Genomic DNA, 14,594 nt, shown 5'->3' on the forward strand with positions numbered 1-14,594 from the left:
TCGTGTGGCGGGGTGGGACCACCCCGGGCTGGATTACTCCGCGCCGACCTCGGCGGTGTCCGCGGTCGCCTCGGCGCCCTCGGCCTCGTCCATCACCGGGGCGAGCGACAGCTTTCCGCGGTCGTCCGTCTTGGTGATCTCGACCTGGATCTTCTGGCCGACGGACAGGACGTCCTCGACGTTCTCCACGCGCTTGCCACCGGCCAGCTTGCGGACCTCGCTGATGTGCAGCAGTCCGTCCTTGCCGGGGGTGAGCGACACGAAGGCGCCGAACGACGCGAGCTTGACGACGGTTCCGAGGAACCGCTCGCCGACCTCGGGGTTGAGCGGGTTGGCGATCGCGTTCACCTGGGCGCGAGCAGCCTCAGCCGAGGGGCCGTCGACGGCGCCGATGTACACGGTGCCGTCCTCCTCGATGCTGATGTCCGCACCGGTCTCGTCCTGGATCGCGTTGATCGTCTTGCCCTTCGGGCCGATGAGCTCGCCGATCTTGTCGACGGGGATCTGCACCGAGATCACGCGGGGCGCGGTCGGGGCCATCTCGTCGGGGGCGTCGATGGCGCTCGTCATGACGTTGAGGATCGCGGTGCGAGCCTCCTTCGCCTGCTTGAGCGCGCCGTCGAGCACCTGCGAGGGCAGGCCGTCGAGCTTGGTGTCGAGCTGGATCGCCGTGACGAACTCGCTCGTGCCGGCGACCTTGAAGTCCATGTCGCCGAGCGCGTCCTCGGCGCCCAGGATGTCGGTCAGCGCGGCGTAGCGCATCTGGCCGTCGACCCTGTCGGACACGAGGCCCATGGCGATGCCGGCGACCGGCGCGCGCAGCGGCACACCGGCGTTCAGCAGGGACAGGGTCGAGGCGCAGACGGAACCCATCGAAGTCGAGCCGTTGGAGCCGAGAGCCTCGGACACCTGACGGATCGCGTAGGGGAACTCCTCGCGCGACGGCAGCACGGGCACGAGCGCACGCTCGGCGAGCGCTCCGTGGCCGATCTCGCGGCGCTTCGGGGTGCCGACGCGTCCCGTCTCACCGGTGGAGTAGGGCGGGAAGTTGTAGTAGTGCATGTAGCGCTTGCGCGTGACCGGGCTCAGCGAGTCGATCTGCTGCTCGAGCTTCAGCATGTTCAGCGTGGTGACGCCCAGGATCTGGGTCTCACCGCGCTGGAAGATGGCGGAGCCGTGCACGCGGGGGATGACGGCGACCTCGGCGTCGAGCGGGCGGATGTCCGCCAGCCCACGACCGTCGATGCGCACGCCCTCGCTGAGGATGCGACCGCGCACGACCACCTTGGTGACCGACTTGTACGCGGCGGACAGCTGCACGAGCACGGACGCGTCGACCGAACCGGCCTCGACGCGCTCGGTGATGGTCTGACGGACGCGGTCCTTGACCTGGTCGTCAGCGGCCTGGCGCTCCTGCTTGTCGGCGATCTGGTAGACCCGCACGAGCTCGTCGTAGGCGAGCTCCGCGACGACGTCGTAGGCCTCCTGCGAGTAGGGCGGGAAGACCGGGTAGTCGGCCGTGGGCTTCGCGGCCTGGCGGGCCAGGTCGGCCTGCGCCTCGACGAGCGACTTGAGGAACGGCTTGGCGGCCTCGAGGCCCTGCGCCACGACGGCCTCGTTCGGCTTGGTGGCACCGCCCTGGATGAGCGCCCAGGCACCGTCGGTGGCCTCGGCCTCGACCATCATGATGGCGACGTCCTGCTCGCCGTTCTCGTCCGTGACGACGCGGCCGGCGACGACCATGTTGAACACGGCGTCCTCGAGCTGCGAGTGCTTGGGGAAGGCGACCCACTGGTCACCGATGAGGGCGACGCGCACGCCGGCGACGGGGCCGGAGAACGGAAGGCCGGACAGCTGCGTCGACGCGGACGCGGCGTTGATGGCGAGCACGTCGTAGAACTCGTCCGGCGCGATCGAGAGCACCGTGACGACGACCTGAACCTCGTTGCGGAGGCCGTCGACGAACGACGGACGCAGCGGCCGGTCGATGAGACGGCAGGTGAGGATCGCGTCGGTGGACGGGCGTCCCTCGCGACGGAAGAAGCTGCCGGGGATGCGACCCGCGGCGTACATGCGCTCCTCGACGTCGATCGTGAGCGGGAAGAAGTCGAAGTTGTCCTTCGGGTGCTTGCCGACGCTCGTGGCGCTCAGCAGCATGGTGTCTTCGTCGAGGTAGGCGGCGACGGCGCCCTGCGCCTGCTGCGCCAGGCGACCGGCCTCGAAGCGGACGGTGCGCGTGCCGAACTTGCCGTTATCGATGACGGCTTCGGCGAACTTGATCTCTGGACCCTCCATGTGGGGGTTTTCTCCTTTGTTTAGTGTCGCAACCCCGTGTGGGCAGCGACAGTCGTCCAGGAGCAGGAGCGGGCAAGGCGATCCGGGCGCGCCTCGCGAATGCGGGGTCTACCGGGAAACGTGCGGCTCTGCGGGTGCTCTAGTGCACCGCGGGCGCATGTCTGGCCATTAGTAGAAATCCTCCGAGCGACTCGGAAAACCACCACCAACGACCAGCCTCCTGCCGGCCTGCTCCGTTGTTGCGTGTTCAGTTTGGCGATGCGATCCGGATCGCCCAGGGCGACATGGTTCGGATCCATCGAACGGGCGAACCCGCTTCCCGCCGGGCGGTGCGTCGTGCCGAGCGGGCCCGTGACACGGGACTCCGTCGGCGCACCGGTTCACGGGCGTACGGTGCCGACTCTAGCACGCGGCCCCTTTTCCTCCCCGGAAGGCCCGGCGGATTCCCGGGCTCGTCCATATGCCGGTCCGCTCCCCCGCCTCCGCGGTGATCACTGCGTCAGCGGGTCTCGCCGATCAGCAGGTCGACGCGCAGGCCGGCCTTCGTCTTCACGATCGCCACCGGGAGGCGGGTCTTGTTCTCCCGCTCCTGCCAGCGCACGAGGGCGGCCTCGACGGCGCCCTCCAGACCGCGCGGGACCTCGCCGACCACGGCGGTGGGCCGGCCGTCGGCGAACAGGCGCACGGGCATCGGCGCATCCACGCGCTCGTCCTCCTGGGTGCGGCGGGGGATGAAGGCCTCGGGACTCGACCGTCCGACGATGCCGGCGATCACGTCCTGCGCCCCGTCGCTCTTGGCAAGGCGGATGGTCACCCGCGCGTTGCGCGGCTGGAGGTTGTAGTCGTAGTCGCTCAGCTTCCCGGAGCCCGCGTCGCTCTTCGGCGGGGCGTCGGGGTCGGCTGGGCGCTGGAACGGAAGTCGCATGTGCCCATTCTGGCGGCTCGGGCCCCGGCCGCGGGAGAGCGGCGCGGGGGTCGGCGCGACGGGGTGCGTCCCTTCGACGGGCTCAGGGACCGTGAGATTGTCCCTCGTCAGGACCGGTACGGTCGCTGAGCCTGTCGAAGCGACGTGACCGGCGCGGGGGTGCGTCCCTTCGACGGGCTCGGGGACCGTGGGCGGTTCCCGTGCATCGGGCGGGCGTTAACGGCGAAACGGCCGCTCCCCGAAGGGAGCGGCCGCCTCGCGACAAGAACTAGCGACGAAGGCCGAGGCGTCCGATCAGTGCGCGGTAACGGTCGATGTCGATGTCCGACAGGTAACCGAGCAGGCGGCGGCGCTGTCCCACGAGGAGAAGGAGGCCACGACGCGAGTGGTGGTCGTGCTTGTGCTCCTTCAGGTGCTCGGTGAGGTCCTTGATGCGCTGGGTCAGCATTGCGACCTGCACCTCAGGAGATCCCGTGTCACCGGGGTGGGTGGCGTACTCTTCGATGATCGCCTTCTTGACGTCGGGTGCTAGTGCCATAAATGGGACCTCTTTCCTCTCGCTGCGCGGTGCCCTGCACGGGATGTGTGAGCTCTCTTGATCCGCGGCCGTTCTGACGGCAACCGAAAGAGTCTACCACCGCTCAGGCGTAGCGGGAGATGAGGGCGTCGAGGGCCTCGTCCAGCTCTACGTCGACCTCGCGGCGGGACTCGTCCTCGTCGTGCCACGCCACGATCTCCCGGGCGCCGGCGGCGAACGGGACCGTGGCCACGTAGTCCGGCACCAGGGACTTCACCTTGCTGTTGTCGAAGATGACGGAGTGCGACTTGTCGCCCAGGATGCCGGGCCCGAGGTCGGGCAGCGCCGCGGCGATCGCATCGGAGCTGACGTGCACGATGTCCGCCTCGACGCCCGCCGCGCGGGCCAGCTGATCGGTGATCTGGTTCCAGGTCAGCACCTCGTCCGAGGTGATGGTGAAGCTGTCGCCCACGGCCTGCGGGTTGCCGAGCAGCCCGACGAACGCCTTCGCGAAGTCGGTGTTGTGGGTGAGCGTCCAGAGGGAGGTGCCGTCGCCGTGCACGACCACGGGCTTGCCCCGCCGCATCCGGTCGATCATGGTCCAGCCGCCGCTCAGCGGGATGGACGTGCGGTCGTAGGTGTGGGAGGGCCGCACGATCGTGACCGGGAAGCCGCTCTCGCGGTAGGCCTCGACGAGCACGTCCTCGCTCGCGATCTTGTCGCGGGAGTACTGCCAGAACGGGTTCCGCAGCGGTGTCGACTCGAGGATGGGCAGCCGGGCCGGCGGCTTCTGGTACGCCGACGCGGAGCTGATGTACACGTACTGCCCGGTGCGGCCCGCGAAGAGGTCGATGTCGCGGCGCACGTGGTCCGGCACGAAGGCGACGAAGTCGACGACGACATCGAACTCGCGGTCGCCGAGCGCCGACCGCACGGCGGCCGCGTCGGAGACGTCGGCCGTGAGCACCTCGGCGCCCTCGGGAGCCGGCCTCGTGCCCGTGCGGCCGCGGTTCAGCACCGTCAGGTCGATGCCCCGCTCGACGGCCAGCGCGCCGCACGCCGAGCTGATGATTCCGGTGCCCCCGAGGAAGAGGACCTTCAGGTTCGTCACGGTGTGCTCCCTACGCCGCGCTCAGGCGGCTGATCTCGTCGGAGGAGAGCTCGAGGTCCGCCGCGCGGGCGGAGTCGACGATGCTCTCCGGGCGGCTCGCGCCCGGGATGGGGATGACGCGCTCCGAGAGCGCGAGCTCCCAGGCGAGTGCGACCTGCTGCGGGCTCACGCCCCTGTCGTCGGCGATCTCCCGGAACGCGGAACGCTCCTCCCCCAGCCCGGGCGCGCGGCGGATGCCGCCGAGCGGGCTCCACGGCAGGAATGCGATCCCCAGCGAGTCGCACAGCTCGAGCTCCGGCTCGCTGGAGCGGAACTCGGGTGAGAACTGGTTCTGCACCGACACGAGGGCGTCGCCGAGCACCTCGTGCGCCGTGCGGATCTGGTCGGGGTCGGCGTTCGAGATGCCCGCGAAGCGGATGACGCCCTGCTCGATGAGCTCGCGCAGGGCGCCCATGGTCTCCTCGTACGGGACCTCCGGGTCCGGGCGGTGGTGCTGGTACAGGTCGATGACTTGCACGCCGAGGCGCTCGGCGGACGCGCGCGCCGCCCGGTGCAGCGCCTCGGGCGATCCCTCGAGGCCCCACGGCCCCTCGTCGCGGTGAATCGTGCCGCCCTTGGTCGCGACGACCACGCCGGAGGTGTCGCCGCCGTAGGAGCGCAGCGCCTCCGCGATGAGGATCTCGTTGTGCCCGATGCCGTCGGCGTCGAGGTGGTACGAGTTCGCGGTGTCGATGAGCGTGATGCCCGCGTCGAGCGCCGCGTGAACGGTCGCGATCGAGGTCTCCCGATCCTTGCGACCCTGGATGGACATCGGCATGCCACCGAGGCCGATCGCGCTGACGGTGAGGGAGCCGAGGGAACGATGCTTCATTGAATCTCCTTGACGGAACGGAACTTCGGTAGGGACTTCGAGGGGGACGGGGGACGGGAGGCGAAGCGGTGCGGGGCGTCCGGAGTGGTACTCGGGCGTCCGAGTGTGGCGGGACGACCCGCGGGTCAGACGCTGAGCTCGACGAGCAGCGCGGGCAGCTCGTCGGCGAGCTCGCGGGCGAGGAAGCCGAGCGGCCCCACCCGCGCGGCCAGCCGGTCGCCGGCCGCGGCGTGCAGGTACGTGCCCCAGCAGGCGGCCTGCTCGAGGGTCGCGCCGCGGGCGCTGACGCCGAGGATCGTGCCCGCGAGCACGTCGCCGCTGCCCGACGTGGCGAGGCCCCCGAAGCCGCTCGTCGAGTTCCAGAGGGACCCGTCCGGCGCGGCGATGGAGTTCATGCAGGTGACGACCGCGCCGTAGCGCTTCGCGATCTCGGCCACGTCGTCGTCGAGATCCCCCACCTCGCGGTCGAGCAGGCGCTCGGCCTCGGACTGGTTCGGGGTGAGCAGCAGGCGGCCCGCCAGGGCTTTCTGCACGTCGGGAAGGCCGGGAAGCACGCCGAGGGCGAGGGCGTCGAGGTGCACGCGCACGTCGTCGTCGAGCAGGGGGACCAGGTTCCGCAGCAGTTCCGCGGCCTCGTCCGGGTCGTCGAGGCCCGCTCCGACGAGCACCGCATCCGTGCTCGCCTCGCGGCCGAGGCGGTCGGCCGCGTCGCCGCGGACGGCGCCGGACGGCGTCTCCGGCAGGCCGATGACCCCGGACTCCGGCACGGCGACGGCGAGCGCGGCCGCCGTGGACTCCGCGACCGCGAGGGTGAGGCGGCCGGCTCCGACGCGGAGCGCGCTGACTCCGGCGAGTAGCGCGGCCCCGGGTGTCTTGCGAGCGCCGCCCACGACGAGCACCTGCCCGCGGTCGTACTTCGAGGTGCCCGGGGCGGGCAGCCGCCACTCGCGGAGGAGGGCGGGGGTGATCAGCTCAGCGCGAGAAGACATCGCGGTCACCCCCGTGCTGCGTCACCGGAGCGCCGTGCTGCTCGAGGTGCTCCGTGGAGTTGAAGAGGGTGGGCGTCCAGCGGCGGCCACCCGGCTCGCGGGTGAGCAGGCTGACGCCGGTGTTCATCACCGGGGTCGTGGCGCCGATCTCGAGCACCTCCTCCTCCGTGTAGCCCTCGCAGACGTAGCGGAACACGAGCACGACCGCGTCGTGGCAGACGACCGCAACACGCTCCGGCCCGCCGTACACCTCGAGGTCGAGCAGGAACGAGCGCACGCGCAGCGCGAGGTCCGCCCAGGACTCCCCGCCCGGCGGCCGGTAGTAGAACTTGCCCAGCCAGCGGCGGCGCTCGGCCTCCTGCGGGAAGCGCGAGACGATGCCGCGGCCGGTGAGGGTGTCGAGCACCCCGAGCTCCCGGTCGCGCAGTCGCTCGTCCAGCAGCGGGCGGAGGCTCTCGCCCGAGCCGCCGCCGTCCCCGGCGGCATGGCCGTCGGCGCCGGTCGCGCCGAACGCGAGCTCGGCGGTCTGCCGGGCGCGCATGTAGGGGGACGAGAAGACTGCGCCGGGCCGGAGGTGGCGGCCGTCCCCGTTGAGCCAGAGACCGAGCGACGTCGCCTGCTCGACCCCGGTCGCGGACAGCGGCACGTCGGCGTCGCGCTCGGTCACGGGCACGACGTCGAGCCGGTCCCGGGTCGCCGTCGCGGCTGCGACGTTGCCCTCGCTCTCGCCGTGGCGGATCAGCAGCAGTTGCGTCGTTGTCATGCGGGGGCGGACTCCTCGGGGTCTCACGGGGTGTCACGGGACGAATGGTGCCCGTCGTTCGAGCGTATGCCGGTCGCCCGCCCGACGCGGGCGGCGCTACCGATCGCGGGCGGGCATCCTGCACAATGGCGGAACGCGCACGGGAGAGGGACGCATATGACGAGCACTGCGAGGCGGGTGCTCCTCGGCGTGCTCGCCGTGGTGCTCGTGGGCCTCATCGGCGGGGCCCTGCTCGCCCTGGGACCGCGGCTCTCCATCCCCGACGAGGCGGGGCGCGCCGTGGACGTCGCCCCCGTCGTCGTGACGCCGGCCCCCGCACCTCCTCCCGCCGATCCCGCTCCCGTGCCCGGCGAGCCGCCGGCGCCCGCGCCCACGCCGTCCCCGTCGGAGTCGCCGGACGAGGATGATGACGGCGCGACCGTCGTGCCCGGTCCGGAGCCTGTCGAGGTGGGCGACGACAACGGCGGCGACGACGGCGATGACGGCGGCTCCGGCCGGTCCGGCAGGGATCACCCCGAGGACGACTAGCCCCGCCGATCCCGCTCCGCTGCGCGCCGGGGGGCACGTGTGCGTGCTGCGTGCGTGCCGCGTGCCGGGGCGGGTGCTGGGTGCTGCTGCTGTGTGCTCGCCCTAGGTCCTGCTCCCTCTCGCCCCTGCCCAGGCAGAAGGTTCCTGCGCAGGTAAAAGCTGGGCAGGAATTTCCTGCCCAGGCAGGGGCAACGGAGGCAGCAGGTTTGAGTCTCCTGCCCAGGCAGGGGCAAGGGAGGTCAGCGGGGCGGGGTCTCCTGCCTGGGCAGAGGCGACGAAGCCAGCGGGGCGGGATGCCCCTGCGCAGGCAGAAGATTCCTGCGCAGGTAAAAGCTGGGCAGGATCCTCCTGCCCAGGCAGGGGCAACGGAGGCAGCGGGGCGGGGCCTCATGCCCGGGCAGGGGAAACCAGAGGCAGCGGGGCTGGGGCTCCTGCCTGGGCAGAGGCAGCGGAGGCTGGCGGGCGGGATGCACTGCCCGGGCAGGCGCAACGGAGGCAGCAGGGCGGGGGTCTCCTGCCCAAGCAGGGGCAACGGAGGCAGCGGGGCGGGGTCTCCTGCCTGGGCAGGAGCAGCGCTGAGGCGGCGGGTCCAGGCGGATCCTCGGCTTCATGAGAGACGTCTCATGTTCGTCTGTGGGGCGGCTCATGGTCGGCGCACAGCCTGGACCCGTGGCGATGGACGCCATGCCCGTCCTCCGGGCTCGAGAAAGGTCCCCTCATGCGCATCTCCCCGAAGCGAGCCGTACCGATCGCAGCCGGCGCCGCCCTCATCACCGCCCTTGGCATCGGTGCGACGCTCACGGCGCAGGCCGCCGAAGGCGCCGACGACAACCCCACCAGCCGGAACGGAGAGATCGCCGACGACAACGGCGGCACCCGGGCTCCCGGCGTCAGCGACGACGCGACCGCCACGCCGACCCCTACCCCGTCGCTGTCCCCCTCGCCCTCGCCCACTCCCTCGCCGACGGACCTGCCGTCGCTCACCCCGCCGACTGACGACGACTTCGGTCTCGACGACACCCCGACGCCCGACCCGAGTTGGACACCCGACCCGGCCCCCGGCGCGGACGACAACGGCGGGCTCCGCGCGCCCGGCGTCAGCGATGACCCGGCGGGCGTCGACGACAACGGTGGCACCCGCGCCCCGGGCGTGGGCGACGACCCGGTGGGCGTCGTCGACGACAGGGGCGGGCTCCGCGCGCCCGGCGTGAGCGACGACGCCACGGACGGTGACGGTGGGCATCACCGGCACGGCGGCGACTCACGCGACGACGACTCGTCGCACCACGGGTCCGACGACGACCACCACGGAGACGGCGACCACCACGGTGGCGACGACCGCCACGACGACGACTCCGGGCACCACTCGGGCGGCGACGACGATCACGACGACGACGACTCCGACGACGACGGCCACCACGGCGGGCGCTCCTCGGACGACTGACCCGACCTCGACGGCGGGGCATCCACGAACGGGGGATGCCCCGCCATCACGCTGCCGGTACCCGACCGCCGCGTGACGGCGGGGCGTTCACGATTCAGGCCCAGCGCCGTGAACGCACGGGATTCAGGCTCTCCTGCGGCGTGTCGCCCGTAGGGCCTGAATTGCGATCATCAGCACCTGCACCACGACCAGCACCAGCACCAGCACCGGCGCCAGCAGGATCGGCGGGACCTCGGATCAGCGGTAGCGGTAGCCCATGCCGCGCACGGTCTCGATCCGCTGCGCCCCGAGCTTCCCCCGCAGGTAGCCGACGTAGACGTCGACGATGTTCGAGCCCGGGTCGAAGTCGTAGCCCCAGACCCGACTCAACAGCTGCTCGCGGCTCAGCACCTGGTCCGGGTGCCGCAGGAACTCCTCGGCCAGCGCGAACTCCCGCGCGGACAGGTCGACGGGCTCCCCGTCCACGATCGCCCGCCTGGTGCGGAGGTCCAGCTGGACGGCGCCGTTCCCGAGCACCGTCGTGGACGGCGCCCTCCCGTCGGCGATCCGCAGGCGCACCCGGGCGAGCAGCTCGTCGAAGCGGAACGGCTTGCTCATGTAGTCGTTCGCCCCGCCCTCGAGGCTCGCAAGGGTGTCCTCGGCCGAGTCCCGGGCGGTCAGCACGATCACCGGCAGCGTCGATCCGCTCCCGCGCAGCCGGCGCAGCACCTCGTACCCGTCGATGTCCGGCAGCCCAATGTCGAGCACGAGCAGGTCGAAGCCACCGCCCGCGGACTCCTCGAGGGCGGCCGCCCCGGTCCCCACGACGTGCGCCGAGAAGCCGGCCGCCGTGAGTCCCTTCCTCACGAACGAGGAGATCCGGTCCTCGTCCTCCGCGATCAGGATCCTGCTCACGCGTCGGTCCCCTCTCCGGCCGCGCCGCCGGGCGCCACCTGGCTCTGTCGCCCGGCGGGGCGGAATGGCAGGTCGAGGGTGATGACGGTGCCGTCCCCCGCCGCCGACCGGACGAGGACTCCGCCGCCGTGAGCGGTCGCGATGGCCTCGACGATCGCCAGGCCGAGTCCCGAGCCCTCGCTCCCCCTGCCCGCGGATCCGCGCCGGAAGCGCTCGAACATGTGCTGCCGGGTGTCGTCGCTGATCGGCGCGCCGTCGTTGCGCACCCACAGCCGCAGGCGCTCGCCGCCCGACGGATCGGGCGCCAGCGCGCTGCCGATCTCGATGCTTCCGGCGGGTGCCCCGTGCCGGACGGCATTGGACGCGAGCTGGAGCAGGGCCTGGGTGATGCGCTCCGGATCCACCAGCGCCACGACGTTCGCGGTGCCGCCGGACACCCAGCGGTGGCCGGACAGCGCGGACGCCTTGCGCAGCACGGCAGCCGTGAGCGGCGCGATGTCGGTCGGGCGCGCGTCGAGCCCGGCGGGGGCGCTCGCCGTGGCGAGCGCCGTGATGTCACGCACCAGCCCGCTCATCCGGTCGAGCTCGTCGATCGCGAGCGCCTTCGTCGACGCGACGTCGGCGGGGTCCGACTCGTCCATCACCTCGAGATGCCCGCGCACGATCGTGATCGGCGTCTTCAGCTCGTGCCCCACGTCGTCGAGGAGCCGGCGCTGGCTGCTGAGCGCGCCGTCCAGCCGGTCGAGCATCTCGTTGACCGTGCGGGTCAGGTCGGACACGTCGTCCCGGCCGCGCAGCGGGATGCGCTCACTGACGTCCGACGCCGTGATCCTGGCGGCGGCGAGTCGGAGGTCGCGGATGGGTCGCAGCAACCGCCCCGCGACCACCCAGCCGACCCCGCCCAGCACGAGCAGGGCGACGGCGGCGACGGCCGCGAAGGTGCGGAACGCGTCCCCGATGGGCCGGAGGCGCGCGTCGAGGTCGTAGGCCGCCACAAAGAGTCCCGTGCGCGCGTCGCCCTGCACGGAGACGGGGATGGCGATGTAGCGGATGGAGTCGCTCGTGCCCCGGACCGCGACACCGCCCGCCGCCTCGGCCGCCACGCGCGGCGCGAACCCGGGCAGGGCGTCAAGCGCCAGGTCAGCGTCCTCGGGGGCGAAGGTCGGCTGTCCGTCGATCAGCGCGAGGGTGCCCTGGTCGGCGTCGGGCCGCACCGCCCGCACGAGGTCCCGCAGGAGGCCGGTCAGGTCGACGGCCGCGCCGTCTGCCGCGACGTCGGCGGCCTCGGCGGCCGTGGCGAGGAGCCGCTCGTCGACCACGGCGAGCGCCCGCTCCCGCTGCACGAGGGATGCGGTGCCGCCGGCGACGAGCATCCCGAGCGCGGCGACCGTGAGGATCGCGGCGAGGATGCGCACGCGGACGGACGGCGAGCGCGGCCGATCCTCCCTCTGGTCGCCCGCGCGCATCTGCCCATTATCGGGTCCCGGTACCCGCTGCCGCCCGCTCCGCGCCGCCCCGCCCGGTGTCTCCTGTCCCGGTGTCTCCTGCCTGGGCAGGGGGATCCTGCCCGGGCGCGAGGACCCTTCCCGGTGTCGCCTGCCCAGGCACGAGGATCCTGCGCAGCTTGAAGCTGGGCAGGATCCTTCTGCCTGGGCAGGGGCGGGAGAGGGGGCCGCGATGCGCCCGGCGGACCGGGCGGGACCGGGCGGATCGGAAGGACGGGATCGGACGGACGGACGGACGACACGCGGCCTAGACCGGGGTCGCGGCGGCGGCGTCCGTCTCCCCGGTCTGCTGCTTTGCGACCCGCTCCCGCTTGCGGTCGAGCAGGGTCATGACAGGCGTCGCCGAGATGCCGTGGATGACGATGGACGCCACGACCACCAGCCCGGTGATGCCCCAGATGCGCTCCCCGCCCTCGAACGCGCCGTTCGCGAGCGCGTAGGCGACGTAGTACAGCGAGCCGATGCCGCGCACCCCGAAGAAGGAGATGACGCCGCGCTCGCGCAGGCCGGTGCGCCCGAAGGCGAGGCCGATCCAGCCGGCGAGCGGGCGAACGACGAGCAGCACGGCGAGCGCGACGAGCACGTCGGGCAGGGTGAGCTCCGCGAACAGCCCGCGGGCGACGGCACCGCCGAGCAGGATGAGGATCAGGGCCGTGAGGAGCCGCTCGATCTGCTCGACGAAGCGGTGCAGGATGCGGTGGTAGCCGTGCGACCGCTCGGACCCCCGGATGGCGACGGCGCAGACGAACACCGCGACGAAGCCGTAACCCTCGATGACCTCCGCGACGCCATACGCGAGGAACGTCGCCGCGAGCGCGACGAAGCCCTCCGCGTGCTCGGCGAGCCGCAGCCGGTCGGAGGACACCGAGAAGAAGAGCTTGCCGAGCAGCCAGCCCGTGCCGAGTCCCACGGCGCACCCGGCCACCAGGCGCCACAGGACGTCGAGGAGCACCCACTCGCCGAGCCAGTCCTGCGGAGCGACGCCCACCGCGCTGATGGCGATGGCGGCGTACACGAACGGGAAGGCGAGGGCGTCGTTGAGCCCGGCCTCGGAGGTCAGGGCGAACCGCGCCTCGTCCTCGGGCTCGTCGGGATCCTCCGTCGGCTCGCCGACCTGCACCTCGGTGGCGAGCACCGGATCAGTGGGGGCCAGCACCGCGCCGAGCAGCAGCGCGCCGGCCACCCCCAGCCCGAGCGCTCCCCAGCCGAGCAGCGCGACACCGAGGATCGACAGCGGCATCGTGATGGCGAGTAGCCGCCAGGTCGACGCCCAGCTGCGCCGACCGAGCCGCCGGTTGATGGCGAGGCCGGCGCCCATCAGCGAGATGATCACGCAGATCTCGGTGATGTGCAGGGTCAGCTCGCCATACTCGATCGGGCTCGGCGTCGGCAGGTTGGGGATCAGCGCGAACGCCAGCACGCCCGCGCCGAGGAAGACCATGGGCATCGACATCGGCACCCTGCCGAGCAGGCGAGGCAGCAGCGCCGCGGCGAGGGTGGCGAGTCCGACGGCGGCGAACGCGACCCCTGCCCCGTCGATCATGACCCGCTCCCGGGCGTCGCGTCGGCCGCGAGCGCGCGGATCGCGAGGTGCGCGAGCGCCGCCGCCTGGTCCGCGAGCAGACCGTCGTCGAACACGACGCGGGGCGAGTGGTTGGCGGCCGCCGTCGCGTGGTCCACGCCCTCCGGGCTCGCCGAGAGGAACACGAAGGTCCCGGGCACGCGCTCGAGCACGAACGAGAAGTCCTCGGAGCCCATCAGCGGGTCCGGTAGCTGCGCGACCCGATGCGGGCCGAACAGCTCGCCGAGCCGCTCGACGGTCTCGGCAGTGCGAGCCCCGTCGTTCACCGTGACCGGGTAGACGACCTCGAAGTCCACCTCCGCACGGCAGCCGTGAGCCTCGGCGATCGACGACGCGAGCCGCGGGATCTCCGTCTGCAGCACCGCGAGGGACTCGCGGGAGAGGGTGCGCACCGTCGCCCCGAGGGATGCCGTGTCCGGGATGATGTTGAACGCCGTGCCCGCGGAGAGCTTCGTCACGCTCACCACCACGGGGTCGAACACGCTGAACCGCCGGGTCACCATGACGTTCAGCGCCGTGACGATCTCCGCGACCGCCGGCACCGGGTCGTGGGCGCGCTCCGGCTCCGACCCGTGCCCGCCCTCGCCGTGCACCTGGATGGTGATGTGGTTCGCGCCCGCCATGAGGGTGCCCGGCCGGGTCGCGAAGACGCCGCGGGGGCCCGGGACCACGTGGATGCCGTAGGCGGCGATCGGCAGGGTGCCCGACGCGTCGAGCAGGCCCTCCTCGATCATCACGCGGGCGCCGGCCTGGCCCTCCTCGCCGGGCTGGAACATGAAGAGCACGTCCCCGACCAGCTCGTTCCTGCGGGCGTGTAGCAGGCGGGCGGCGCCGACGAGCCCGGCGACGTGCAGGTCGTGCCCGCAGGCGTGCATGTTGCCGTTGGCCGAGGCGAACGGCAGGCCGGTCTTCTCCTCAATCGGCAGCGCGTCCATGTCGCCACGCAGCAGCACGGTCGGTCCCGGCCGGCCACCGCGCAGCACCGCGACGACGGACGTCGTCGCGGTGCCGAGCGTGATCTCCAGGTCGAGGCCGTCGAGCGCCTCGAGCACGAGGGCCTGCGTGCGGGGCAGGTCGAGGCCGAGCTCCGGCTCTGCGTGCAGCCTGCGGCGCAGCGCCACGAGATCGGGCAGGATCGCGGCACCGTCGCTGAGTAGGGTCATGCGGTCA

13 protein-coding genes are annotated in these 14,594 nt (G+C 72.2%); 2 read left to right on the forward strand and 11 right to left on the reverse strand.

Annotation, left to right across the window (positions count from 1 at the left end; translation table 11 throughout):
* Positions 1-33: 33 nt before the first annotated feature.
* The 7 genes from DAI20_RS00295 to DAI20_RS00325 all read right to left on the reverse strand — a co-directional run bounded on the left by DAI20_RS00295 (position 34) and on the right by DAI20_RS00325 (position 7,471).
* Positions 34-2,295 carry a polyribonucleotide nucleotidyltransferase gene (locus DAI20_RS00295; RefSeq protein ID WP_108248605.1) on the reverse strand — a complete coding sequence of 754 codons (2,262 nt, stop codon included), beginning with the start codon at positions 2,293-2,295 and terminating at the stop codon, positions 34-36.
* Between the two features lie 499 nt (positions 2,296-2,794).
* Entirely contained in the window at positions 2,795-3,220 is a 426-nt protein-coding gene (locus DAI20_RS00300; protein WP_108248606.1) for a hypothetical protein, read from the reverse strand.
* A 268-nt stretch (positions 3,221-3,488) separates the two neighbouring features.
* Complete coding sequence (gene rpsO, locus DAI20_RS00305) at positions 3,489-3,758, reverse strand: 30S ribosomal protein S15 (RefSeq protein ID WP_108248607.1); 270 nt, start codon at positions 3,756-3,758, stop codon at positions 3,489-3,491.
* 103 nt (positions 3,759-3,861) lie between these two features.
* Positions 3,862-4,848, reverse strand: coding sequence for an NAD-dependent epimerase/dehydratase family protein (locus tag DAI20_RS00310; RefSeq protein ID WP_108248608.1), 987 nt, complete (start codon positions 4,846-4,848; stop codon positions 3,862-3,864).
* Positions 4,849-4,858: 10 nt separating this feature from the next.
* Positions 4,859-5,719, reverse strand: a complete 861-nt coding sequence (locus DAI20_RS00315; RefSeq protein ID WP_108248609.1) for an aldo/keto reductase — start codon at positions 5,717-5,719, stop codon at positions 4,859-4,861.
* Between the two features lie 125 nt (positions 5,720-5,844).
* On the reverse strand, positions 5,845-6,708 hold the full coding sequence (locus tag DAI20_RS00320; protein ID WP_205781317.1) for an NAD(P)H-hydrate dehydratase: 864 nt from the start codon (positions 6,706-6,708) through the stop codon (positions 5,845-5,847).
* On the reverse strand, positions 6,692-7,471 hold the full coding sequence (locus DAI20_RS00325; RefSeq protein WP_108248610.1) for a histidine phosphatase family protein: 780 nt from the start codon (positions 7,469-7,471) through the stop codon (positions 6,692-6,694). Before DAI20_RS00325 ends, DAI20_RS00320 begins: the two co-directional genes overlap by 17 nt.
* Positions 7,472-7,627: 156 nt before the next feature.
* Between DAI20_RS00325 and DAI20_RS00330 the strand changes: the two genes are divergently transcribed.
* Positions 7,628-7,999 carry a hypothetical protein gene (locus DAI20_RS00330; RefSeq protein WP_159084853.1) on the forward strand — a complete coding sequence of 124 codons (372 nt, stop codon included), beginning with the start codon at positions 7,628-7,630 and terminating at the stop codon, positions 7,997-7,999.
* Positions 8,000-8,717: 718 nt separating this feature from the next.
* A complete protein-coding gene (locus DAI20_RS18345; protein WP_159084854.1) occupies positions 8,718-9,443 on the forward strand; it encodes a hypothetical protein in 726 nt (241 codons plus the stop codon).
* Positions 9,444-9,680: 237 nt separating this feature from the next.
* On the opposite strand, the gene DAI20_RS00340 is transcribed toward DAI20_RS18345, so the two are convergent.
* The 4 genes from DAI20_RS00340 to DAI20_RS00355 all read right to left on the reverse strand — a co-directional run bounded on the left by DAI20_RS00340 (position 9,681) and on the right by DAI20_RS00355 (position 14,587).
* Positions 9,681-10,337: a response regulator transcription factor gene (locus tag DAI20_RS00340; protein ID WP_108248613.1), complete on the reverse strand. Its 657-nt coding sequence runs from the start codon at positions 10,335-10,337 to the stop codon at positions 9,681-9,683.
* Entirely contained in the window at positions 10,334-11,803 is a 1,470-nt protein-coding gene (locus tag DAI20_RS00345; protein ID WP_108248614.1) for a sensor histidine kinase, read from the reverse strand. The genes DAI20_RS00340 and DAI20_RS00345 overlap by 4 nt, the downstream gene beginning before the upstream one ends.
* A 286-nt stretch (positions 11,804-12,089) precedes the next feature.
* On the reverse strand, positions 12,090-13,385 hold the full coding sequence (locus DAI20_RS00350) for a cation:proton antiporter (RefSeq protein WP_108248615.1): 1,296 nt from the start codon (positions 13,383-13,385) through the stop codon (positions 12,090-12,092).
* Positions 13,382-14,587: a M20 metallopeptidase family protein gene (locus DAI20_RS00355; RefSeq protein ID WP_108248616.1), complete on the reverse strand. Its 1,206-nt coding sequence runs from the start codon at positions 14,585-14,587 to the stop codon at positions 13,382-13,384. Before DAI20_RS00355 ends, DAI20_RS00350 begins: the two co-directional genes overlap by 4 nt.
* Positions 14,588-14,594: the final 7 nt, after the last annotated feature.

Source organism: Planctomonas deserti (assembly GCF_003067705.1).
Taxonomy (GTDB): domain Bacteria; phylum Actinomycetota; class Actinomycetes; order Actinomycetales; family Microbacteriaceae; genus Planctomonas; species Planctomonas deserti.

What these genes read in the sequence shown, in the direction of transcription:
- DAI20_RS00295 (WP_108248605.1), bottom strand. Translation starts at nt 2,295, where the DNA reads ATGGAGGGTCCAGAGATCAAGTTCGCCGAAGCCGTCATCGATAACGGC.
- DAI20_RS00300 (WP_108248606.1), bottom strand. Translation starts at nt 3,220, where the DNA reads ATGCGACTTCCGTTCCAGCGCCCAGCCGACCCCGACGCCCCGCCGAAG.
- rpsO (WP_108248607.1), bottom strand. Translation starts at nt 3,758, where the DNA reads ATGGCACTAGCACCCGACGTCAAGAAGGCGATCATCGAAGAGTACGCC.
- DAI20_RS00315 (WP_108248609.1), bottom strand. Translation starts at nt 5,719, where the DNA reads ATGAAGCATCGTTCCCTCGGCTCCCTCACCGTCAGCGCGATCGGCCTC.
- DAI20_RS00320 (WP_205781317.1), bottom strand. Translation starts at nt 6,708, where the DNA reads ATGTCTTCTCGCGCTGAGCTGATCACCCCCGCCCTCCTCCGCGAGTGG.
- DAI20_RS00325 (WP_108248610.1), bottom strand. Translation starts at nt 7,471, where the DNA reads ATGACAACGACGCAACTGCTGCTGATCCGCCACGGCGAGAGCGAGGGC.
- DAI20_RS00330 (WP_159084853.1), top strand. Translation starts at nt 7,628, where the DNA reads ATGACGAGCACTGCGAGGCGGGTGCTCCTCGGCGTGCTCGCCGTGGTG.
- DAI20_RS18345 (WP_159084854.1), top strand. Translation starts at nt 8,718, where the DNA reads ATGCGCATCTCCCCGAAGCGAGCCGTACCGATCGCAGCCGGCGCCGCC.
- DAI20_RS00345 (WP_108248614.1), bottom strand. Translation starts at nt 11,803, where the DNA reads ATGCGCGCGGGCGACCAGAGGGAGGATCGGCCGCGCTCGCCGTCCGTC.
- DAI20_RS00350 (WP_108248615.1), bottom strand. Translation starts at nt 13,385, where the DNA reads ATGATCGACGGGGCAGGGGTCGCGTTCGCCGCCGTCGGACTCGCCACC.
- DAI20_RS00355 (WP_108248616.1), bottom strand. Translation starts at nt 14,587, where the DNA reads ATGACCCTACTCAGCGACGGTGCCGCGATCCTGCCCGATCTCGTGGCG.